23 protein-coding genes are annotated in these 19,679 nt (G+C 75.3%); 12 read left to right on the forward strand and 11 right to left on the reverse strand.

Annotated elements, in window-relative coordinates; translation table 11 throughout:
- The first annotated feature begins 32 nt into the window (after positions 1 to 32).
- Positions 33 to 578, forward strand: a complete 546-nt coding sequence (locus tag AB0D28_RS09805; RefSeq protein WP_357384070.1) for a GNAT family protein — start codon at positions 33 to 35, stop codon at positions 576 to 578.
- A gap of 108 nt (positions 579 to 686) precedes the next feature.
- Here AB0D28_RS09805 and AB0D28_RS09810 read toward each other — a convergent pair whose 3' ends face one another.
- A complete protein-coding gene (locus tag AB0D28_RS09810; RefSeq protein WP_357384072.1) occupies positions 687 to 1,046 on the reverse strand; it encodes a hypothetical protein in 360 nt (119 codons plus the stop codon).
- A gap of 332 nt (positions 1,047 to 1,378) precedes the next feature.
- Here AB0D28_RS09810 and AB0D28_RS09815 point away from each other — a divergent pair, with 332 nt between their 5' ends.
- Positions 1,379 to 2,677: an NAD(P)/FAD-dependent oxidoreductase gene (locus AB0D28_RS09815; RefSeq protein WP_357384074.1), complete on the forward strand. Its 1,299-nt coding sequence runs from the start codon at positions 1,379 to 1,381 to the stop codon at positions 2,675 to 2,677.
- 25 nt (positions 2,678 to 2,702) lie between these two features.
- Here AB0D28_RS09815 and AB0D28_RS09820 read toward each other — a convergent pair whose 3' ends face one another.
- The 3 genes from AB0D28_RS09820 to AB0D28_RS09830 all read right to left on the reverse strand — a co-directional run bounded on the left by AB0D28_RS09820 (position 2,703) and on the right by AB0D28_RS09830 (position 5,697).
- Positions 2,703 to 3,827, reverse strand: coding sequence for an AI-2E family transporter (locus AB0D28_RS09820; protein WP_357384076.1), 1,125 nt, complete (start codon positions 3,825 to 3,827; stop codon positions 2,703 to 2,705).
- A gap of 38 nt (positions 3,828 to 3,865) precedes the next feature.
- Positions 3,866 to 4,654: a fused MFS/spermidine synthase gene (locus tag AB0D28_RS09825; RefSeq protein WP_357384078.1), complete on the reverse strand. Its 789-nt coding sequence runs from the start codon at positions 4,652 to 4,654 to the stop codon at positions 3,866 to 3,868.
- Positions 4,655 to 4,725: 71 nt separating this feature from the next.
- Positions 4,726 to 5,697 carry a DUF2267 domain-containing protein gene (locus AB0D28_RS09830; RefSeq protein ID WP_357384080.1) on the reverse strand — a complete coding sequence of 324 codons (972 nt, stop codon included), beginning with the start codon at positions 5,695 to 5,697 and terminating at the stop codon, positions 4,726 to 4,728.
- Positions 5,698 to 5,880: 183 nt separating this feature from the next.
- Here AB0D28_RS09830 and AB0D28_RS09835 point away from each other — a divergent pair, with 183 nt between their 5' ends.
- Positions 5,881 to 6,174, forward strand: coding sequence for a hypothetical protein (locus AB0D28_RS09835; RefSeq protein ID WP_357384082.1), 294 nt, complete (start codon positions 5,881 to 5,883; stop codon positions 6,172 to 6,174).
- Between the two features lie 82 nt (positions 6,175 to 6,256).
- Here AB0D28_RS09835 and AB0D28_RS09840 read toward each other — a convergent pair whose 3' ends face one another.
- Both AB0D28_RS09840 and AB0D28_RS09845 read right to left on the reverse strand, forming a co-directional pair.
- A complete protein-coding gene (locus AB0D28_RS09840) occupies positions 6,257 to 6,604 on the reverse strand; it encodes an STAS domain-containing protein (RefSeq protein ID WP_357384084.1) in 348 nt (115 codons plus the stop codon).
- 43 nt (positions 6,605 to 6,647) lie between these two features.
- Complete coding sequence (locus AB0D28_RS09845) at positions 6,648 to 6,992, reverse strand: STAS domain-containing protein (RefSeq protein ID WP_357384086.1); 345 nt, start codon at positions 6,990 to 6,992, stop codon at positions 6,648 to 6,650.
- Between the two features lie 253 nt (positions 6,993 to 7,245).
- Here AB0D28_RS09845 and AB0D28_RS09850 point away from each other — a divergent pair, with 253 nt between their 5' ends.
- The 5 genes from AB0D28_RS09850 (at position 7,246) to AB0D28_RS09870 (ending at position 11,593) form a co-directional block, all read left to right on the forward strand.
- Positions 7,246 to 9,006 carry a PP2C family protein-serine/threonine phosphatase gene (locus tag AB0D28_RS09850; protein WP_357384088.1) on the forward strand — a complete coding sequence of 587 codons (1,761 nt, stop codon included), beginning with the start codon at positions 7,246 to 7,248 and terminating at the stop codon, positions 9,004 to 9,006.
- On the forward strand, positions 9,003 to 10,049 hold the full coding sequence (locus tag AB0D28_RS09855) for a cobalamin-dependent protein (protein ID WP_357384090.1): 1,047 nt from the start codon (positions 9,003 to 9,005) through the stop codon (positions 10,047 to 10,049). The genes AB0D28_RS09850 and AB0D28_RS09855 overlap by 4 nt, the downstream gene beginning before the upstream one ends.
- A gap of 76 nt (positions 10,050 to 10,125) precedes the next feature.
- Positions 10,126 to 10,473, forward strand: coding sequence for an STAS domain-containing protein (locus AB0D28_RS09860; RefSeq protein ID WP_357384092.1), 348 nt, complete (start codon positions 10,126 to 10,128; stop codon positions 10,471 to 10,473).
- A gap of 70 nt (positions 10,474 to 10,543) precedes the next feature.
- A complete protein-coding gene (locus AB0D28_RS09865; protein WP_357384094.1) occupies positions 10,544 to 10,990 on the forward strand; it encodes a response regulator in 447 nt (148 codons plus the stop codon).
- A 117-nt stretch (positions 10,991 to 11,107) separates the two neighbouring features.
- Positions 11,108 to 11,593, forward strand: coding sequence for an ATPase (locus tag AB0D28_RS09870; protein ID WP_357384096.1), 486 nt, complete (start codon positions 11,108 to 11,110; stop codon positions 11,591 to 11,593).
- 6 nt (positions 11,594 to 11,599) lie between these two features.
- Here the strand turns inward: AB0D28_RS09870 and AB0D28_RS09875 are convergent, their stop codons facing one another.
- On the reverse strand, positions 11,600 to 12,346 hold the full coding sequence (locus AB0D28_RS09875; protein ID WP_357384098.1) for a hypothetical protein: 747 nt from the start codon (positions 12,344 to 12,346) through the stop codon (positions 11,600 to 11,602).
- Positions 12,347 to 12,796: 450 nt separating this feature from the next.
- Between AB0D28_RS09875 and AB0D28_RS09880 the strand changes: the two genes are divergently transcribed.
- Positions 12,797 to 13,735 (forward strand): endonuclease/exonuclease/phosphatase family protein, encoded by a 939-nt coding sequence (locus AB0D28_RS09880; protein ID WP_357384100.1) that lies wholly within the window; start codon positions 12,797 to 12,799, stop codon positions 13,733 to 13,735.
- A 4-nt stretch (positions 13,736 to 13,739) separates the two neighbouring features.
- On the opposite strand, the gene AB0D28_RS09885 is transcribed toward AB0D28_RS09880, so the two are convergent.
- Together AB0D28_RS09885 and AB0D28_RS09890 are read right to left on the reverse strand one after the other, a co-directional pair.
- Complete coding sequence (locus AB0D28_RS09885) at positions 13,740 to 14,168, reverse strand: OsmC family protein (RefSeq protein WP_174531207.1); 429 nt, start codon at positions 14,166 to 14,168, stop codon at positions 13,740 to 13,742.
- 80 nt (positions 14,169 to 14,248) lie between these two features.
- Positions 14,249 to 15,196, reverse strand: a complete 948-nt coding sequence (locus AB0D28_RS09890) for a serine/threonine-protein kinase (RefSeq protein WP_357384103.1) — start codon at positions 15,194 to 15,196, stop codon at positions 14,249 to 14,251.
- A 131-nt stretch (positions 15,197 to 15,327) separates the two neighbouring features.
- Here AB0D28_RS09890 and AB0D28_RS09895 point away from each other — a divergent pair, with 131 nt between their 5' ends.
- On the forward strand, positions 15,328 to 15,552 hold the full coding sequence (locus AB0D28_RS09895; RefSeq protein ID WP_357384105.1) for a hypothetical protein: 225 nt from the start codon (positions 15,328 to 15,330) through the stop codon (positions 15,550 to 15,552).
- 27 nt (positions 15,553 to 15,579) lie between these two features.
- Here AB0D28_RS09895 and AB0D28_RS09900 read toward each other — a convergent pair whose 3' ends face one another.
- Together AB0D28_RS09900 and AB0D28_RS09905 are read right to left on the reverse strand one after the other, a co-directional pair.
- The gene (locus AB0D28_RS09900; protein WP_357384107.1) at positions 15,580 to 16,377 is read right to left on the reverse strand and encodes an alpha/beta fold hydrolase; all 798 of its coding nucleotides are present in this window, start codon (positions 16,375 to 16,377) and stop codon (positions 15,580 to 15,582) included.
- Positions 16,374 to 17,267 (reverse strand): SDR family oxidoreductase, encoded by an 894-nt coding sequence (locus AB0D28_RS09905; RefSeq protein WP_357384109.1) that lies wholly within the window; start codon positions 17,265 to 17,267, stop codon positions 16,374 to 16,376. Before AB0D28_RS09905 ends, AB0D28_RS09900 begins: the two co-directional genes overlap by 4 nt.
- A gap of 142 nt (positions 17,268 to 17,409) precedes the next feature.
- Here AB0D28_RS09905 and AB0D28_RS09910 point away from each other — a divergent pair, with 142 nt between their 5' ends.
- Positions 17,410 to 18,150: a response regulator transcription factor gene (locus AB0D28_RS09910; protein WP_357384285.1), complete on the forward strand. Its 741-nt coding sequence runs from the start codon at positions 17,410 to 17,412 to the stop codon at positions 18,148 to 18,150.
- Complete coding sequence (locus tag AB0D28_RS09915; protein ID WP_357384111.1) at positions 18,128 to 19,663, forward strand: ATP-binding protein; 1,536 nt, start codon at positions 18,128 to 18,130, stop codon at positions 19,661 to 19,663. Before AB0D28_RS09910 ends, AB0D28_RS09915 begins: the two co-directional genes overlap by 23 nt.
- Positions 19,664 to 19,679 lie beyond the last annotated feature (16 nt).

Here is a 19,679-nt window from a genome sequence, read left to right on the forward strand (position 1 = left end):
GCGGGACAGGGGCGGTGGCCGAGAGTGGAGCGGTGCGATATCTGCGCAGCGACGGCCGCGTCGCCATCCGCCGTCCCCGCCCCGCCGACGAGGCGGAGTTCGTCGCCGCCGCCCGGCGCAGCCGCGACCTGCACCATCCGTGGCTGTCAGCGCCGGACGACGCGCAGATGTACGCGGCGTACCTGCGTAAGATCCGGCGGCGGGACAGCTCCGGGTTCCTGTTCTGCGACCGGGAGAGCGGCGAGATCGCCGGGTACGCGAACATCAGCGGCATCGTGCTGGGCGCGCTGCGCGGCGGCTACCTCGGGTACGCGGCGTTCCGCCCGTACGCCGGGACCGGGCACGCCTCGGCCGGGGTGCGGCTGGTGATCGGGTACGCGTTCGGGCCGCTGGGGCTGCACCGGCTGGAGGCGAACATCCAGCCCGGCAACGAGCCGTCGAAGCGGCTGGCGCGACGGCTCGGCTTCCGGCTGGAGGGGTTCTCCCCGGACTATCTGTTCATCGACGGCGCGTGGCGCGACCACGAACGCTGGGCGATCACCGCCCCGGACCGGGCGGACCCGGCGCCGGGACGGTGACCGAGCGGCCTCAGCTACCGGGCTTCGGGAAGGCGACCGGGCTGCGGTGCCCGGCCCGGTCGACCGCGCGTACGCCGAAGAACACGTTGTCCTTGGACAGGTCGATGGTCACCTCGGTGACGTCGCCGACCGGCAGCACCTTCTGCCGTCGGCGCCGGGTGCGTCGCTGACCGCGTCCATCACGTCGGTGGCACGGGAGTCGTAGTGGCCGGTGATGACGTACACCCGCTCTGGTGTGACGTCGCCGCGCAGGGTCGCCACCACGTTGGTGATGGTGGTCGGCTCGGGAATGCGGGAGGCGGGCTGCTGCACGTACGACTGGAGTTCGACAGTCATCCGGCCGCCGGACGCGGCCGCGTACCCGGACAGTTGGGCGTGGATCCAGTCGCGGGCGGCGCCGATGCCGCGTACCGGATCGGTCTGGCTGGACAGGGTGTGGCGGGTGCCGAACGCGGCGAGCCGGCGCACGACGGCCTCGATCCGGCGGCTGTCGATCTCGCGCAGCAGCGCGGTCAGCTCGGCCGGGGCGTTGCGGCCGGGCGGGGCGGCCCGGACCCGGGGGAGCGCCGGTCGCGGCGGCGGCCGGGGCGGCGGTGAGCGGGGTCGCGACGGCGGCGGCGGTGGCCGCCGCTGAGGCGGTGAGGAAGGTACGCCGGCTGGGCCTTGTGGGCCGGCCCTCGGCGGTCTCGTGGTTTCCCATCCCGGCATCCTCGCGCCGCTCGCGTGGAATGTCCATATAGCTGCCGATGGATGGATCATGGGCACGTTTGTCGCAGGTCTGCCCGGGAACCGCAGAAGGCATGACGAAACCACGTGTGGTGATCGTGGGGGCCGGGTTCGCCGGGTACCACGCGGCCAAGACGTTGCGCCGGCTGGCCCGCGACCGGGCCGAGATCGTCCTGCTGAACACGACCGACTACTTCCTCTACCTGCCGCTGCTGCCGGAGGTGGCGGCCGGCGTGGTGGAGCCGACCCGGATCGCCGTGCCGCTGGCCGGCACGCTCGACGGCGTTCGCGTGGTGGTCGGCGAGGCGGACCGGGTCGACCTGCAGAACCGGTGGGTCGGCTACCGCTCGGTCGAGGGCGAGCACGGGCAGCTCGCGTACGACCGTCTCGTGCTCAGCGTCGGCAGCGTCAACAAGCTGCTGCCCATCCCCGGCGTGACCGAGTACGCCCACGGCTTCCGTGGCCTGCCCGAGGCGCTGTTCCTGCACGACCACGTGGTCCGGCAGATCGAGCTGGCCGAGCTGACCGAGGACCCGGCCGAGCAGCGGGCCCGTGCCACGTTCGTGGTGGTCGGCGCCGGCTACACCGGTACGGAGGTGGCCGCGCACGGGCAGCTGTTCACCGACCGCCTGATGGCCCAGCGCCCGCACCTGAAGGTCCGGCCGCGCTGGATGCTGCTGGACGTGGCGCCCCGGGTGCTGCCCGAACTGGACCGGCGGATGTCCGTCACCGCCGACCGGGTGCTGCGCAAACGCGGTGTTGACGTGCGGATGGGCACCTCCGTCGCCGAGGCCACCCCGGACGGCGTGATGCTCACCGACGGCGAGTACGTCCCGACGTGCAGCCTCATCTGGTGCGTCGGCGTACGCCCCGACCCGTTCGTGGCCGAGCTGGGCCTGCGCACCGAGAAGGGCCGGCTGGTGGTCGACGAGTTCCTCAACGTCCCCGGCTACCCGGATGTGTTCGCCTGCGGCGACGCCGCCGCCGTGCCCGACCCGACCCGCCCCGGGCAGGTGTGCGCGATGACCGCGCAGCACGCCCAGCGGCAGGGCAAGCTGGCCGCGCACAACATCGCCGCCTCGTACGGCCAGGGCGAGCGCAAGTCGTACAAGCACCACGACCTGGGCTGGGTGGTGGACCTCGGCGGCAAGGACGCGGCGGCGAACCCGCTGAAGGTGCCGCTCGCAGGGCTGCCCGCCAAGGCCGTCACCCGGGGCTACCACCTGCTGGCCATGCCGGGCAACCGGCCCCGCGTCGCGGCGGACTGGGCGCTGGACGCGACGCTGCCCCGCCCCGCCGTGCAACTCGGCCTGGTGCCCGCGAACGCGGTGCCGCTGGAGAGCGAGTCACCGGAACTGGCCCGCCGCCACTGAGCGCCGCCCGTACGCCGGCCGGCTCTCACCCGCCGGCCGGCGGCCGTTCGGGTGTTCTGGCGCTACCGGCCGGACCTGTGTCGGGCGGCTCGGCCGGATCGCCGTCGGCGGGCTGCGGCAGGGCCTGCCGCCCGGCCGGGACGAACTCACGCAGCAGCACCTGGACGATGCCCGCCGCCGGGATCGCCAGCAGCGCGCCCACCAGGCCGGCCAGCTCGACCGACAGCAGGACGCTCACCAGCACCGTCAACGGGTTCAGCCGGACCGCGCGGGCCATGATGACCGGTTGCAGCAGATGGTTCTCCACCTGCTGGTAGACCACGAAGAAGACAAGCACGACGAGGCCGGCGGTGGGGGAGTGCAGGAACCCCGCGCCGGCCGCGACGGTCGCCCCGAGCGTGGCGCCGACCAGCGGGATCAGGTCGAACACGGCCACCGCCAGCGCGATCACCGCGGCGAACGGCACACCGAGCAGGAACAGCACGAGGAACGTCAGGCCGCCGCAGATCACGCTGATCAGCAGGTTGCCGCTCAGGTAGCCGGTGACGATCCGGGACGAGTCACGCCCGATGCGCCGCAGCCGCGCCGCTGTGCCGTCGCCTGTCAAGCGCAGTGTGGCGGCCACGATCCGCGGCGCCTCCAGGACCATCAGGTATGCCAGCACCACCACGGTGACCAGGGCGGCGACTGCCTGCACCACGCTGCGGACCACCCCCACCGTGGGGTCGCCGAGCCGGGCGCCGTACCGGCGCAGCCGGCCGGGTTCGGCGTACCGGAGCAGGTGGAAGCGGTCCAGCAGCCGCCCGACCGGCCCCTGCCCGGCCTGCGCCTCGCGCACCAGGTCCGGCACCCGGTCGGCGAAGCGGCCCACCTCGTCCACCAGCGGCACCACGATCAGCGCGCCGAGGGCGGCGAACAGCGCGAACGCGGCCAGGAAGACGAGCAGGGTCGCCAGCGCCCGGCGGCGTACCCGGCGTTCGAGACGGTCCACGAGCGGTTTGAGGGCGACCGCGAAGAACACCGCCACCAGCCCCCACACCAGCACCCGGCGGGTGGCCCAGACCAGCGCCAACGCGACCACCGTCGCGAGGACGAGACCGATCACGATCAGCGTCCGGCGCGCGGTGGACCGGTCGTCGGCGGCGCTCATCCGGCGCGGCTACCCGCCGCACCCCAGGGGAAACCGGCTCAGCCCAGGTCGGCGTCGGTGACCGGGTGGGCGCCGGCGGCGAACGCGTCGAGCGTCGCGGCGTGCAGCACGGTCCCGGGCACCGGGTCGGCGGCGACGCGGTTGGCGAGCCGGCGTACCGGGAGACGGTCCGGCGCGGGCGAGGCGGCGAGCACCACGTTGCCGTACCGCCGGCCGCGCAGCATCCGCCGGTCGGCGATGAGGCAGACGTCGGCGAACACCGCGCGCAGCGTGGCCACCTGCGCCCGGGTGTGCGCCAGCGGCGGCAGGTCGGTGAGGTTGATCAGGTAGAGGCCGTCCGGGCGCAGCACCCGGGCCACCTGCGCCGCGAACTCGACCGCCGCCACCTGAGGCGGCATCCGGGCCGCCCGGTAGACGTCGGCCACCACCACGTCGTACGTCCCGGACGGTGCCTCGGCGACCGCCTCCCGCGCGTCGCCGAGCGCCACCACCACCGCGGGCGGCAGGGGCGGCAGCTTACGCCGGACCAGCTCGACCACGCCCGGATCGCGCTCGATCACCCGCTGCGCCGAACCGGGCCGGGTGCTCGCCATCCAGCGCGGCAGCGTGAGCGCGCCGCCGCCGAGGTGCAGCGCGCACAGCGCCGCGCCACGCGGGGCGGCCACGTCGATCGCGGCGGCGATCCGCCGCACGTACTCGAAGTGCAGGTACCGGGCGTCGGCCACGTCGACGTACGACTGCTCGACCCCGTCGGCCAGCAGCGTGCGCCCGGACGGACGGGCCGGGTCCACCACGATCTCCAGGGTCTCGGTGTCGTCGTGATCCACGGCGGGACACGGTACCGCGCGGTCGCGGGCGGCCCCGGCCCGCGTGGGACCGGGGCCGTTCCGCCGCCGGCTCAGCCGGCCGCCATCCCGGCGCCGGCCTCGTCGATCGCCGCGTCCACCCGGTGCGCGAGGTCCACGTCCGCCGCGGTCACGCCGTCGACCTGCTGGGTCCGGACGGTCAGCACGGCGTTGTCCGGGTCCGGCCGCCCGATCTGCGGCGACCGTCCGACGTCGGACTTGAGCCGGTCCAGCCGGTCGAGGACCCGGTCCAGGTTGCCGCCGGGCAGCTCGATCGTGCGCACCAGCGACCGCCTGTCGCTGGACCAGTAGGGCAGCGTGGCGAGCGCGTCACGCAGCTCCGCCTCGGTCAGCGGCGCGGTGGCCGAGGACGCGCCCACCAGGCCGCCGCCGAAGTCGGTCGGCCCGAGCAGGTCGCGCAACCCGTCGGGTACGCGCAGCGACTCGACCAGTTCCGCGTCGGCCTCGGCGAGCGCGGCGAGCGTCGCCTCGGCCTGGTAGCGCGCCTGCTCCGGGGTGAGGCGGCTGTACCGGCCGACCTCGGCCAGGAAGCCGGGCAGGTCGCGGCGGCGTTCCATGCCGTGCACCGGCACCACGTCGTGCAGGGTCAGCGGCACCGCCTCCAGCAGCCGCTCCCGTTCCGCCTCGTCCAGCGCCCGCGCCAGGGCCAGCACGGTGGCCTCCGCCGCTACCTTGGCTTCGCGGAAGTCCACCCCGGCGCGCCGGCTCACGTCGTCGACGAGATCCCGGTAGCCCATCGAGACTCCGGGTGACGGCACCGGGTCCGGCAGCGGGCGCGGACGCTCCGCGACGGCGACCGGCGGCGGCGCGGGACCACCCCGGGTGCTGTCCGGCTTGTGCCGTCCGGCCGGCGGCGGGCCGGACCGGTCGTGCTGGTCCAGCGAGGTGACCTGCTTGGACGCGCTCAGGCTGGCGCCGGTCTGGCTCGGCCGCCGCCCTCGCTCGCGGGCCTCGCGGGCCAGGGTCCGGCGGCGCTGGTTGTCGCCCTCCATCTGCTTGCGCATCGTCGCACCTCGTTCCTGGGTCGGTTGCGCTTGCGCCGATCGCGTTCCCGGCGCTGGCGGGAAGGTAACGGCGGACCGCCCGGCGGACGCTTCACTCGCTGCGGGTGAGGAGTGCTCACCCTGGCGGGCGGCAGGCTCGGACGGACCGGACAACTTCCGACGCACGCGGAAGGGCAGGTCGACATGAAACGGATCGTGGAGATCGTCCCCGCCCGTCCCGGCTGGTACGCCCGCTGGCGGATCGGCCCGGACGCCACCCGCTCGTACCCGGTGACCCTGTGGGCGCTGCTGGAGCAGCACGACGGCAGCGGACGCGAGGTCGTCGGCGTCGACTGTGTCGGGCAGTGGCCCGGAGCGGACGACGACGACATGAGCGGGGACTTCGTCCGTTATCTGTTCCAGACGCCCGATTCCGGTGCTCCGGAGGACGTCGAGGCGCCGGTCACGCCGCACCGGCAGGCCGCGCCCGCCGCCTGAGCCTTCCTCCCGGCCCCCGGCCCCTGGTCCCAGGGTCGGGGGCCACCCCTGTCCACCGGCTGGTCAGCCCGCTTCGCGGGGGTCAGCCGACCTCGCGGGCGCCGCGGGTCAGGTCGCGCGGCGGGGCGGCCAGCAACTCGGCCAGGCCGGTGCGGTCCAGCAGGTGCTTGATCTGCGGGTTCAGGTGCAGCAGGCGGATCGCCCCGGTGCCGGCGCGGTGGATCACCACGAGCGCGCTCAGGCCGGAGGAGTCGCAGAGGTCCACCCCGGCGAAGTCGAGTTCCAACTCCTGGTGACCCTCGCGGCGCAGGTGGGCCACGGCGTCGACGAGCTCGGGCGCGGTGTCGAAGTCCAGTTCCCCGGCCAGCCGCACCCGGGCGGAACCGGCGCCGAGCCGGTCCACCTCGATGGTCAACATCTGGGAGGGCACATGTCCATGTTCCCAGCCGGGCCCGGCCGGGAAACCCCCGGGGTCACGCGGACGCGGTCGATCCCGGCGCGGGACGGCCGGGCGCGTCGTCGACCGGCGAACGCTCGAGCAGGCCGGTGACGCCGGTCAGGTCGAGGATGGTCTCCAGGAAGCGCGGGACCGCACGCAGCTCGATGGCGGTGCCCGCCTGCTGGCCCTCCCGCCAGGCGTGCACGATCACGGACAGGCCGGTGCTGTCCATGAACTGCAGGTCGCCGAAGTCGAACACCAGCGTCGCGGGGCACCCGGCGAGCAGCCGGTCGATCTCGGCGCGCAGCGGGGCCGCCGTGGCGTACGCCAGGTCGCCGCCGACGACGACGACCGGGACGGCCGGGTCGGAGCGGTCCACGGAGACGCTCAGCGGGCTCGCCTCGGGCCTTCTCCGTTGAGGAACCACGTCACGCCTTTCCGCGGGCTGCCGGCCGGGCCGGGATTGACAGGATCGTAACAACAGCGGCCTCACCTCGCTGGACGCGCGAGCCGGCCGGCAGCGCCGCGGGGTGGCGGTCCCGGCACACCGGCGTAGGGTGGTCGGTGAGACGTGACCACAGGCGCCAGGTCCGGCGCCCCCGGGTGTCGACGAGGAGAGTGGGGCTCAGCTGGTGACTGCTGCCGACGTCAGGGGTGCCGACCCGGGCGACGGACGGATCTCCACGCCGAGCGCCGCACGGGCCCCGGCGTGGTCCTCCGCCGCGCCGGTGCCGTCCGCCCTGCCGCCGCTGGCAGCCGACCGCGACCTCACCGTGCCGAACTGGTCCGAGGTGGTCGAGCACTTCCGCGAGGGCCTTGTCGTCTGCGACGCCGACGGCGTCGTCCAGCACGTGAGCCCGGTCGCGGAGCGGCTGATCCCCGAGGTGACCCCCGGCGAGCTGCTGGCCGCCGCCGGGCCGGCCCCGCTGCGCGGCGACAGCCCGGCCGAGTTCACCCACCACGGGCGCCGGCTGCGCGTACGGCCGGTCGCGCTGTCCCACCGCCGCCGCTGCTGGTACGTCGACGACGTCACCGAGATCGTCAGCCGGGCCGACGCGCTGCTCGCCGAGCGGGCCCGATCCGCCTTCCTCGCCGTGGTCGGCGAGAAGCTCGGCAATCCGCTGCACCCGGATCGCGCCGCCGCCGCCGTGGTGCGCCTGGCGGTGCCCACCGCTGCCGACGTGGCGGTCCTCGTGCTCGCCCCGCGCTCCGGCCGGGCACGCTGGTGGCGGGCGGTACGCGCGGACGACCGGGCGCCGGTCGTGGACAGCGGGATGCTGGCCGCCCCGGCGCTTCCCGCGGCCATCGAGGCGGGCCTGGCCGGCACCGAGCCGCACGAGCTGGACTGGCTGGTCGAGCAGGCCGCCGAGGCGGGCTGGCTGCCCGGCCTGGACGCCTCCGGCGCCACCGCGCGGGTGGTGCCGCTGCCCGGCCGGGAGGCGCCGGCCGGTGCGCTGCTGGTGGTCCGGCGTGCCGACCGCTGGTACGACGAGGCCGACGTGGACCTGGTCCGCGCGTTCGCGGCCCGGGCCGGCGCGGCGCTGACCACCGCCATGCTCTACCGCGACCAGGCCGAGGTCGCCGACACGTTGCAGGCCAGCCTGCTGCCGGTCGAGCCGGCCGCCGCGACCGGCGTGCAGTGGGGCACCGCGTACCGGCCGGCGCAGGCGGGTCTGCGCATCGGCGGCGACTTCTACGGCTCGCACCGGCTCGCCGACGGCGGCTCGGTCTTCTTCCTCGGCGACGTGTCCGGCAAGGGCGTGGAGGCGGCCGTGTTCACCGGCCAGCTGCGTCAGTGCCTGCAGGCGCTGCACCGGGTCGAGACCCAGCCGGGGCGGCTGCTGAAGCTGCTCAACGACGCGCTGCTGGAGACCACGCAGGCGCACGGGCAGGGCCGGTTCGCCACCATGGTGCTCGGCGTGGCCCGGCCGCAACGCGACGGCGGCCTGACGCTCACCCTGGCCGGCGGCGGGCACCTGCCGCCGCTGGTGCTGCGGGAGTCCGGCGACGTCGAGGTGGTGCCGCTGCGCGGCATGCTGATCGGCGTGGTGCCCGATCCCCGCATCGGCGAGGTGACGGTGCACCTGGCGCCGGGGGAGACCTGCCTGTTCTACAGCGACGGGGTGACCGAGGCGCGCGGCGGCCGGCGCGGTGACGAGCAGTTCGGCGCCGAGCGGCTGCTCAACGCCGTGACCGGTTGCCACCGGATGCCCGCGCCGGCGCTCGCCGAGCGGATCGAGCAGGTGACCTGCGACTGGCTCGCGCACGGCGACCACGACGACATCGCGGTGCTGGCGCTGCGGGCCACCGGTCCGGCCGGTCGCGCGCCGCGACACCTGCACGCTGTGCCGGATCCGGCCGGGACCGAACGACCGAGGGAGTTGTCCGCGTGACAGTGCCGACCGTGGAGGCCGACCCGGGTCACGCCTTCGCCAGCTACCTGGAGTGCCTGGCCGACGCCGACGAGGCCGCCGCCGTGGCGGTGGCGCGTGGGCTGCTGGAGGCGGGCGTGCCGGCCGAGCGGGTGCTGCTGGACCTGGTCGCCCCGGCCCAGGCCGAGGTGGGTGAACGCTGGGCCCGCAACGAGTGGAGCGTCGCCCAGGAGCACGCCGCGACCCACATCAGCGAGCGGGTGGTGGCCGCGGTGGCCGCGTACGCCGATCCGCGCCCGACCCGGGGGCGGATCGTGATGGCCTGCATGGACGGGGAGTGGCACGCGTTGCCGGCCCGGCTGGTGGCCGAGGTGCTGCGGCTGCGCGGCTGGCAGGTGATCTTCCTGGGCGCCAGCGTCCCGGCCGCGCACCTGGTGTCCTACCTGCACCGCTACGACGCGGAGGCGGTCGCGCTGGCCTGCGCCCTGCCGATGCGGCTGCCGCACGCCCACCGGATGGTGGAGGCGTGCCGCCGCTCCGACGTGCCGGTGGTGGTCGGTGGCCGGGGCTTCGGCGACGACGGCCGCTGGGCGCGCGTGCTCGGTGTGCCCTGGGCGCCCGACGCGCCGGCCGCGGCGGATCTGGTGGCCGACGAGCGGGCGCTGCGCGAGACACCGCCCGCGCGGCTGGACCACCTGGCCGACGACGAGTACGCCAGCCTGGTCAAGCGGCGCGGCGAGCTGATCGACAGCGCCCTGGCCGATCTGCGGGAGCGGGTGCCGTCGACCGCCGACTACACCCCCGCGCAGCTCGACTCCACGATCAGCGACCTCGGCTACATCGTGGACTTCCTGGCCGCGGCGCTCTACGTGGACGACGCGACGCTGTTCACCGGCTTCGTCGAGTGGCTGGTGGAGATCCTGGTCAGCCGCGGGGTGCCGGCCGGCGCGGTGGGGTTGACGCTGGAGCACTATGGACACCAGCTTCGCGACTTCCCGCGCGCGGCCGCCTTCCTCGACCGGGGCCGGGCCCTGGTGGGCGGGTTGTCGGCGGCGGGCCGCTGACGGGCCCGCGGCTGGCCGTCGCATATACTTGCACCACTGCAAGGGTTCGCCTGCGGTGGGAGCGAGAGGGGCCACTGTGACGTTCACCGTCACGTACGCCCAGCGGGACGGGGGCGGCGCCCGCCTCCTGCTGGCCGGCGAACTCGATCTCAGCACGGCCGGCGAGCTGAACTCGACGATCGACCGGCTGGTCGCCGAGGGGCGGCGCGAGCTGCTGCTCGATCTCACCGGCCTGACGTTCTGCGACTCCACCGGCATCGCGGCGTTCGTCCGCGGGGACAACCTCGTCGCCGCCGACGGCGGCTGGCTGCGGCTCACCGGGGCGACCGGCCGGGTCGCCCGGGTGCTCCAGGTGACCGGGCTGGCCGAGGTGCTCCACCACGACCGCGACACGGTCGACCCGACCGCGTCGGCCGCCTCCTGATCCGGTACATTTCCCCGCCAGCAGCCGGCCGTGTGCCGGGCGCCCTCCTCACCACGAAGCAGGTAACCCGATGGGTCAGACCAGCCCCAGCCCCGTTCGCATCCTCGTGGTGGACGACGACCCGGGTGACGTCCTGATGATCGAGGAGGCGCTCGCCGACTCGGACGTCGACAAGGTCATCGACGTGGTCGCCGACGGCCAGGAGGCGATGGAGTTCCTCCGCCGCGAGGGCCGGCACGCCGAGGCGCAGCGCCCGGACGTGATCCTGCTCGACCTGAACATGCCCCGGATGGACGGGCGGCAGGTGCTCGGCGAGGTCAAGGGTGACGAGAGCCTGCGGACCATCCCGATCGTCGTGCTGACCACCTCCAACGCCGACACCGACGTGGTCAGCAGCTACACGTTGCAGGCGAACGCGTACGTGACGAAGCCGATCGACCTGGACGACTTCAACGACGTGGTGCGCCGGATCGACGAGTTCTTCGGCCGGGTGGTCGTGCTCCCGAAGCACCAGTAGGGGCGCGGAGTCCGGGCCCCCGCATCCTGAACATTTTGCGGGAACGGCCGCGCCGGGCGCGTACCGACCCGCAGGATCGGCAGGTGGGGGACGTACCGGCTGCCTGGGGGGCGACGCATGAGGTTCTCGGTGGTGGAGGCCGGCTACGACCGGCGGCAGGTCGACGCCTGCCTGGACGAGCTGAGCCTGCGGCTGGGTCGGCTGGCGGCGCGAGCGGAGGGCGCCGCCGGGGCCGGCCGGGAGTGGGACCAGATCCGGTCGGACGCCCTGCACCTGTGCGACTTCCTGCACCGTCGTACCGCCCCGGTCGAGGAGGGCGCGTCGCGCCCCTCGCCGGCCGAACGGGAGGCCGCCGAGCTGCTGGCGGCGGCCCGCGCCGAGTTGGAGGCCGCCCGCGAGGAGGCCCGCCGGTTGCGGGAGGAGGCGTACGCCGAGGCGGTGCGCGCGCGCCGCGAGTTCGAGGCGGCCCTGCTGGCCCGCCGCCGCCGGGAGTCCCGGATCGACGAGATCCTGGCCGGTGCGCGGGGCGAGCGGGTGCCGGTGGACACCCCGGCCGCCGCGGCGAGCGTGCGGCCCGCCGGCACCGGGAGCAGCGCCGCCTGACCCGGGTCAGACCAGCGCCGCCACCACCGTCGAGGCGCGCTTCTCGTGCCGGGCGTACGCGTCCGGGTAGGCGGACACCTGCACCGCCTGGGCGGCGGCGGTGACGCTCATGTCCTCCCAGCCCGGCACCTCGCGAAGCGCGGCGTAGAAGGCGCGGGCGGCGTACGCCGGTCGCATGAGCTGGGCGACGGTGCCCCAGCCGCTGCTGGGCCGCTGCTGGAACAGCCCGACCGAGTCGTGGTCGGAGCCGCTGCCCTGGTGCGGGTGGTCGAAGGACTGCGGCAGCGCGTCGCTGGCCAGGTTGTAGAGGTCGCTCTCCTGCATGGCGGTGGCCACCGCCACGACCATGGCCCGGCGGGGCATCCTCATGTCCCGTCCCACGTCGACGATGGCCTTGGCGTTGTCCATCTGCCGCTGGTCCAGGCCGGCGACCGGGCGGGGGCGCTGCGCGCGTACCGGCTTCTGCGGCGGCTTCGTCGTCGCCGGGGCCGTGCTGGGCGTGGGAGCCGGCGGCGGCAGGGCCGCGGCGGCCGGTGGCGCGACCCGGGTGAAGTCGCGGGAGGCCCGCTGCTCGGCGGCGGCCCGGTCGGCGACCGCCTCGCGTACCTCCAGGTGCGCCGGGCCGCTCTCGCCGACGCCCGCCACGCCGATCAGGCCGAGGCAGCAGGTGACGCCGGTGGCCACCGCGACCCGGCCGGACACGGTCCGGGACGGGCCGCGCCGGGGCGGTTCCGGGGCACGGTGACGTCCCACCCGCCGTTCGGCTGATGCCGGGTCAATCGTTCGGCGAACCGGGCGGTTGGCGGGCGGCGGCTGATGATCGGACTCGTCGGGATGCACCCGCCGAGGCTAGAAAGCCTGCGGGCCGTTGCCATCGGGGTGATTGGTGGCATGCGCCACAATCCGCCGCATTGGCGGGCGACATTAAGTACTGCCGATCATGAGAAGCGCTAATGGTGCGTACCCGAAAGAATGCCTATGTCGGTTTCGGCAGTGCGAAACGGGCGTTCGGCGGCGCCGGTGGCGACTGACGCGCACCTCCACCGTTCGGCCGACGGTGCCGTGGTCGGCCGGCCCGCGCCCGCCGGCGGTCCGCCGACCCGCCGGATCGACCCCCGGCGATCCGGCGGCGCCCGCACCGGAGCCTCGTGGATCATGGCACGCCGCCGCGCGGCGTCCCGGGCGCTCGCTACGATTCCGACGGTGACGCAGCGGATGGCCGACGAGCGCCCGCCCGGCCCCCGCAGCCGGCGCGGCGCCCTCGTCATCGCCTGCGCCGTGCTGCTCGCGCTGCTGCTGGCCGGGCACCGGGCGGTGCCGAACGTACACGGCCTGGGCAGCCTGGTGGACAGCGTCACCCCGCTGCTCGGCGTCGCCGTACCGCTGCTCGCGCTCGTGGCGCTGCTGCGCCGCTCCCGGGCGGCGTTGCTGGCGGTGCTGCTGCCGGCCCTGGTGTGGGCGGCGCTCTACGGGCGCGCGTGGCTGCCCCCGGCGGCCGCCGCGGACGGCGTCACGGTCCGGGTGGCCAGCCAGAACCTGCGTGCGGGCAACCCCGACCCGGCCGCCACGCTGGGCGCGCTCACCGGCGAGGCCCCGGACCTGATCGGGCTCCAGGAGGTCGCCGACGGCGACCGGGTGGCGTCGGCGCTGGCCGGGCGCTACCCGCACCGGGCGGTGGTGTCGACTGTCGCGCTGTGGAGCCGGTGGCCGATCCGTGAGGCGCGCGGCGTGGACACCGGGCTGGGCTGGGACCGCGCGCTGCGGGCCGTGGTCGCCGGGCCCCGGGGCGACCTGACCGTGTACGTGGTCCACCTCGGGTCCGCGCGGGCCGGGCACACCGCCACCCGGGACCAGACCGTCGCCGCGCTCGCCGACGCGGTGCGCGCCGACCGGTCCGACCGGCTGGTGGTGCTCGGCGACCTGAACACCGCCACCACCGACCGGGTCTTCGACCCGCTGACCCGGCTGCTCGGCGACGCGCAGGCCGAGGCCGGGCAGGGATTCGGCTTCACCTGGCCGGCGGAACTGCCTGTCACCCGGCCGGACCACGTCCTCTACCGGGGGCTGACCCCGGCCACCGCCGGGGTGCTGCACACCCCGGCCAGCGACCACCGCGCGGTGACCGCCGGCTTCCGCTGGTGAGCGCTCAGTGCCGGCCGTTCTCCGCCGGGGTCACGGTGAGCCGGTGCCGGCTCGGGTCGCCGCTGGAGAAGGGCCAGAGCCGGTCGGCGTACGCGACCAGGTCGGCCAGCTGTTCGCGGGTCAGTCCCGCCGAGGAGATCTCGGCGTGCACGTCGGCCCGGTAGCGGCCGTCGTCGTCGCGGCCCAGCTTCGCCTCGGCGGTCACCTGCACGGTGTGCGCCTCGTCGGTGATCTCCCCGGCCGCCTCCACCGCCGCGTGGTGCAGGCAGGAGGCGAACGCCGCGGCCAGGAGCTGCTCCGGCGTCAGGCCGGTGCAGTGCGGCGCCAGCGGGGACGCCAGGGCGGAGGAGAGCCCGCCGTCATCGGTGCGTACGTGACCGCCCGCCGCGGTCGCCGTGGCCGTCTCGGCCAGCCAGGAACTCGGATCCGGCATCGCGTTCCTCCCGTCACTCACCGGCCCGCGTTCCCGGACCCGCGGCGGCGAAACCGTGCCCGGGCCGGCAGTAGGAGCGCTCAGCCGACCCGGCCGCTGGTCGCGGCGTCGACGGCCATCGCCTCGGTGGCCTCGGCGGCGGCCCGGCTGGTCCACGGCGACACCTGCGGGACGCGCTGCCGGGGCAGGATCGCCGTCATCGGCACGTAGACCCGGGCGTCCACGGCCTCGGCCAGCAGCAACGCGGCCATCGGGCTGGTCGGCCGGGCACCCGGGTCGGCGTCGAGGCAGCTCCGGCACAGCTCGGCCACCTCGCCCGGCAGGCCGGGCACGTCGGGCAGCGGGCGGGGCGGCCGGCGGCGGCGCGACCCGAGCAGCTGTGTGGTGCTGGCGGCCTCGTACGGCAGTTCACCGGTGAGGCAGTAGTACAGCAGCACGCCGAGGGCGTACATGTCCGCGGCCGGGGTGGCCGGCTGCCGGTCGAGCTGCTCCGGAGCCAGGTACGCGGGGGTGCCCACCACGACGCCGTCCGGGGTGTGGTCCGGTGCGCCGGCCGGGGTGGCGATGCCGAAGTCGAGCACCTTCACCCCGCACGGGGTGAGGATCACGTTCGCGGGCTTCACGTCCCGGTGCACGATGCCGTGGGCGTGCGCGGCGGCCAGCGCGGCGCACACCTCGGCGCAGACCCGTACCGCGATGCGCCAGTCCAGCGGCCCGCCACGCAGGTGCGCGGCGAGGGTCTCGCCCTCGGCCAGCTCCATCACGATGTACGGCACCGGCCGCCCGTCCGGCAGCGTCGCGGTGCCGAAGTCGTGCACGCTGGCCACGTTCGGGTGCACCAGCCGCGCCGCCGAACGCGCCTCGGCCCGGATCCGGTCCACCGAGCCGGCGTCGCCGTCCAGCGCGGGGGAGATGAGCTTCACCGCGACGGTACGGTCCAGCACGCGGTCGTGCGCGCGCCACACCTCCGACATGCCACCCAGGCCGGCTCGCTGTTCGAGCTCGTACCGCCCGCCCAGCGTCCTCATCGCCCACTCCTCGCCTCGTCCGGTGTGCCCTCCGGTCCCGCTACCCGGCCCCGGAGCTGTGCAAACCGCCGGGGGCCGCCGCTCCGGCGGGGTAGCTTCGCGGCGGGGGACTCGACGGACGGAGGGCGGCGGTGGCTCTGGTGCGCGTACGGTTCGTCGGCGGACCGGCCGACGAGCTGACCCGGGATCTGCCAGCCGGTCCGGGCGGCGCGCCGCCGCCCCGGTGGGTGCTGCGGCATCCGGAGGAACCGGCCGAGGGTGTGGCCGACCATCTCTACGAGCGCGACGACCACGCGTCGCCCGGTGGCTGGACGATGCGGTACGTGCACACGTTCCCGTTCGGCGCGACCGAGTGAGGCGGCACGGCGGCGCCGCCCGGGACGTCAGGCCGGCCGGACACCTGTGGTGCCGAGGATGACCGAGGCGACCAGTTCCGGATCGTCGTGCATCGGCACGTGCCCGCAGCCGGGCAGGTCCAGGTGCCGCGCGGCGGGCAGCCGGGTACGCGCCAGCGCCGCCTGCCGGTAGGGCAGTATCCGGTCCCGCGTACCCCAGGCCACCGTGACCGGCACCGTGGGCGCGCCCGCGTAGGCGTACCCCCGGCCCGCGCGGGCGACGGCGCGGAACGCCCGTGCCTGGCGCAGCGCGCGGGCGTCGGCGAGCGCGTCGTCGAGCGCCATCCGGTTCGGCCGGGCCAGGATCATGCCCATCGCCAGCATCCGCAGCGCGGGCGCGGCGAACAGGCGGCGCAGCACCGGCTCGGGCAGCCGGGCCGCGTTGCGGTGCAGGGACAGCACGGTCAGCGCCCAGCGCAGTTCGCGTGCGGTGCAGAAGCCGGCCGGTGACAGGGCGGTCGCGGAGGTGACCGCGCCGAGCGCGGCCAGCTCCAACGCGATCGCGCCGCCGAGGCTGTTGCCCGCGACGTGCGGGCGTTCCAGCCCGAACGCGGCGAACAGCTCGGCCATGGCGGCGGCCAGGCCGGACATGTCGGCGGGCAGCCCGGCGGCGGGCACCGGGGAGCGGCCGAAGCCCGGCAGGTCGACGGCGATGACGTCGTGCGCCTCGGCGAGGCGGTCCAGCACCGGCCGCCAGGCGCCACAGTGGTGACCGATGCCGTGCAGCAGCACCAGCGGCGGTCCGGCGCCCCGCCGCTCGTAGACGACGTTCACCGGCGTGGTCACGACCGCGCCCGCGGGGTGCTGGCGCCGAAGCCCCGGCCCAGCGCCCGGGACTGTTCCTCGATCAGCGGCACGGTGGCCCGGGCGGTCCGGCCCACCAGCCGGTCGGCCAGCGGGCTGACCAGCACCGACCGCACGGCCTGCACGCCCGCTACGGCGCGCGGCACGTACACCCGGCGGCTGCGGCGCTCGATCGCCCGGACGAACGCCTCGGCGCACTCGGTCACGGTGGTGGTGCGGCGCAGCGGCCACGGCAGCTTCGCCAGGGCCGTGGAGAAGGCCGGCAGATCGGCGCGCGCCTCGCGGACCAGGTCGGTGTCCACCCACGACGGATGGGCGGTGCCGACCGCCACCCCCCGGTGCGCCAGCTCCAGCCGGACCGCGTTGCCGAACTGCTCGACGCCCGCCTTGGAGGCGCAGTACGCGGCCATGCCGGGCAGCGCGGCGAACGCCGCCGCCGAGGAGACGATCAGCAGGTAGCCGCCCCGGTCGACGAGCGCCGGCACGGTCGCCGCGGCGGTGCGCATCACCCCGATCAGGTTGACCTCGACGGTACGCACCAGCGCCTCGACGTCGCCGACGGCGATCGTGCCCCGGTTGGCGACCCCGGCGTTGGCGACCACCGCGTCGATCCCGCCCAGTGCCGCCACGGTGCCGTCGACCGCCTCGGCCAGCGCCTGCTGGTCGGTGACGTCGGCGGCGAACCAGGCGTGTCCCGGGCCCAGCTCGGCGGCGAGCGCGGCGAGCCGGTCGGGTTCCAGCCCGACCAGTGCCAACCGGGCGCCGCGTGCGGCGGCGAGGCGGGCGGTGTGCTCGCCGATGCCCCGGGCCGCCCCGGTCACCAGCACCACCTTGCCGGCCAGCCGGCCGGACAAACGACCGTCGATGGACATGCCGGGAAGTTACCACTGGGTAGCCGGGGTGCGGAAGACCTCGCCGGACCTGGCCGGAACGCCGCCGCGCGGCGCGCACAGCTGGTACACAGGATCGGGACAGCCCGGCGACAGCGGGTCCGCCCACGATGGGGGCATGGTCATGAACGCGCAGTCCGCGCAGGGTCGCATCGAGCTGCGCCGACCGGACGGCGAACCGGTGCGGGTGCTTGTCGTCGACGACGAGCCGACACTCACCGACCTGCTCTCGATGGCCCTGCGCTACGAGGGCTGGCAGGTCGCCACCGCCGGCAGCGGCATGTCCGCGGTCACCACCGCCCGCCAGTTCCGCCCGGACGCGGTGGTGCTCGACGTGATGCTGCCCGACCTGGACGGCTTCCAGGTGCTGCGCCGCCTGCGCGAGCAGTTCCCGAGCGTGCCGGTGCTGTTCCTGACCGCCCGCGACGCCGTGGAGGAGCGCGTCGCGGGGCTCACCGTCGGCGGCGACGACTACGTCACCAAGCCGTTCAGTCTGGAGGAGGTGATCGCCCGGCTGCGCGCGCTGCTGCGCCGCTCCGGCTTCGCGGTCGCCGCCCGCGAGGAGGCGGTGCTCACCGTCGGCGACCTCACGCTGGACGAGGACAGCCACGAGGTGCGCCGCGGCGACGACCTGATTACGCTCACCGCCACCGAGTTCGAGCTGCTGCGCTACCTCATGCGCAACCCGCGCCGGGTGCTCAGCAAGGCGCAGATCCTCGACCGGGTCTGGAACTACGACTTCGGCGGCCAGGCCAACGTGGTCGAGCTGTACATCTCGTACCTGCGCAAGAAGATCGACGCGGGCCGCGCGCCCATGATCCACACATTGCGCGGGGCGGGTTATGTCCTCAAGCCCGCCGAGTGACGGGCGCGGCCGGCTGCGCAGCCGCCTGGCCGGCTGGTCGCTGCGCCGCCGCCTGGTGCTGTCCGTGGTGGCGCTGCTCGCGCTGGTCAGCGTCGGCATCGGCGGCCTGACCACAGTCGCGCTGCGACACTTCCTGATCGACCAGATCGACAACCAGCTCAGCTTCGGCGACCGCCGGCCCGACGACCTCGAACGCTGGGCCCGGCGGGGCATGGACCCGCCGCGCCCGGGCCAGCGGCCCGGCCAACCGGACTCCGACGAGGTGGCGCCGGACCCCCCGGGCGGCTTCCCGCCGGGCTCGATCGCGGTCCGGGTGCCGGTCACCGGAGAACCCGTCGGCCGGGTCCGGTCGGAGAACGGCGACAGCGAGGAGGTGCCCAGCGCCGACCTGGCCGCGCTGGTCCGCGTACCCGTCGGCGAACGCCCGCGCACGGTCGTCGTCGGCGGCGACCGGGGCGAGTACCGGGCGGTCGCGCTGCGGTCGCCGCGCGGCGACGGCGACGTGCTGGCCCTCGCGATCCCGCTGGCCCAGGTGGACGACACGGTCATGTGGATGCTCGTCGCGCAGGCCGGGGTCATCGGCGCCGGACTGGTCATCGCCGGGGCCCTCGGCATGCTCATCGTCCGGGTCACGCTGCGCCCGCTCAACCGCGTCGCCGCCACCGCCGCCCGGGTCACCGAACTGCCGCTCGACCGCGGCGAGGTCGCCCTGTCCGTGCGGGTGCCGGCCGCCGACACCGACCCCCGCACCGAGGTCGGGCAGGTCGGCGGCGCGCTCAACCGGATGCTCGGCCACGTGGCCGCCGCGCTCGCCGCCCGGCAGGCCAGCGAGACCCGGGTACGCCAGTTCGTCGCCGACGCAAGCCACGAGCTGCGCACCCCCCTCGCGGCCATCCGCGGGTACGCCGAGGTGGCCCGCCGGGGCCGCCAGGAGGTGCCGCCCGACGTGGCGCACGCGCTGCGCCGCGTCGAGTCGGAGAGCACCCGGATGACCAGCCTCGTCGACGACCTGCTGCTGCTGGCCCGGCTGGACTCCGGCCGTCCGCTCGCCGCCGAGCCGGTCGACCTGACCGCCACGGCGGTGAACGCGGTCAGCGACGCGCACGTCGCCGGACCCGACCACCGCTGGCAGCTCGACCTGCCCGACGAACCGCTCACCGTCACCGGCGACGCCCACCGGCTGCACCAGGTGCTGGCGAACCTGCTGGCGAACGCGCGGGTGCACACCCCGGCCGGAACCACTGTCACCGTCCGGCTCGCGCCCGCGCCCGGCGGCGTCGAGCTGCGCGTCACCGACGACGGGCCGGGCATCCCGGAGCAGCTACAGCCGGAGGTCTTCGAGCGGTTCGCGCGCGGCGACAGCTCCCGCTCCCGCGCCCAGGGCAGCACCGGCCTGGGGCTGGCCATCGTCGCCGCCGTGGTGGAGGCGCACCACGGGCGCGTCGACGTGGTCAGCCGGCCCGGCCACACCGCATTCACCGTCTGGCTCCCCGGATCCACAGCAGACGCATAGGCCACGCATGGCAGCG

Source organism: Micromonospora sp. NPDC048169 (assembly GCF_040652815.1).
In the GTDB taxonomy this organism is placed as follows: Bacteria; Actinomycetota; Actinomycetes; order Mycobacteriales; family Micromonosporaceae; genus Micromonospora.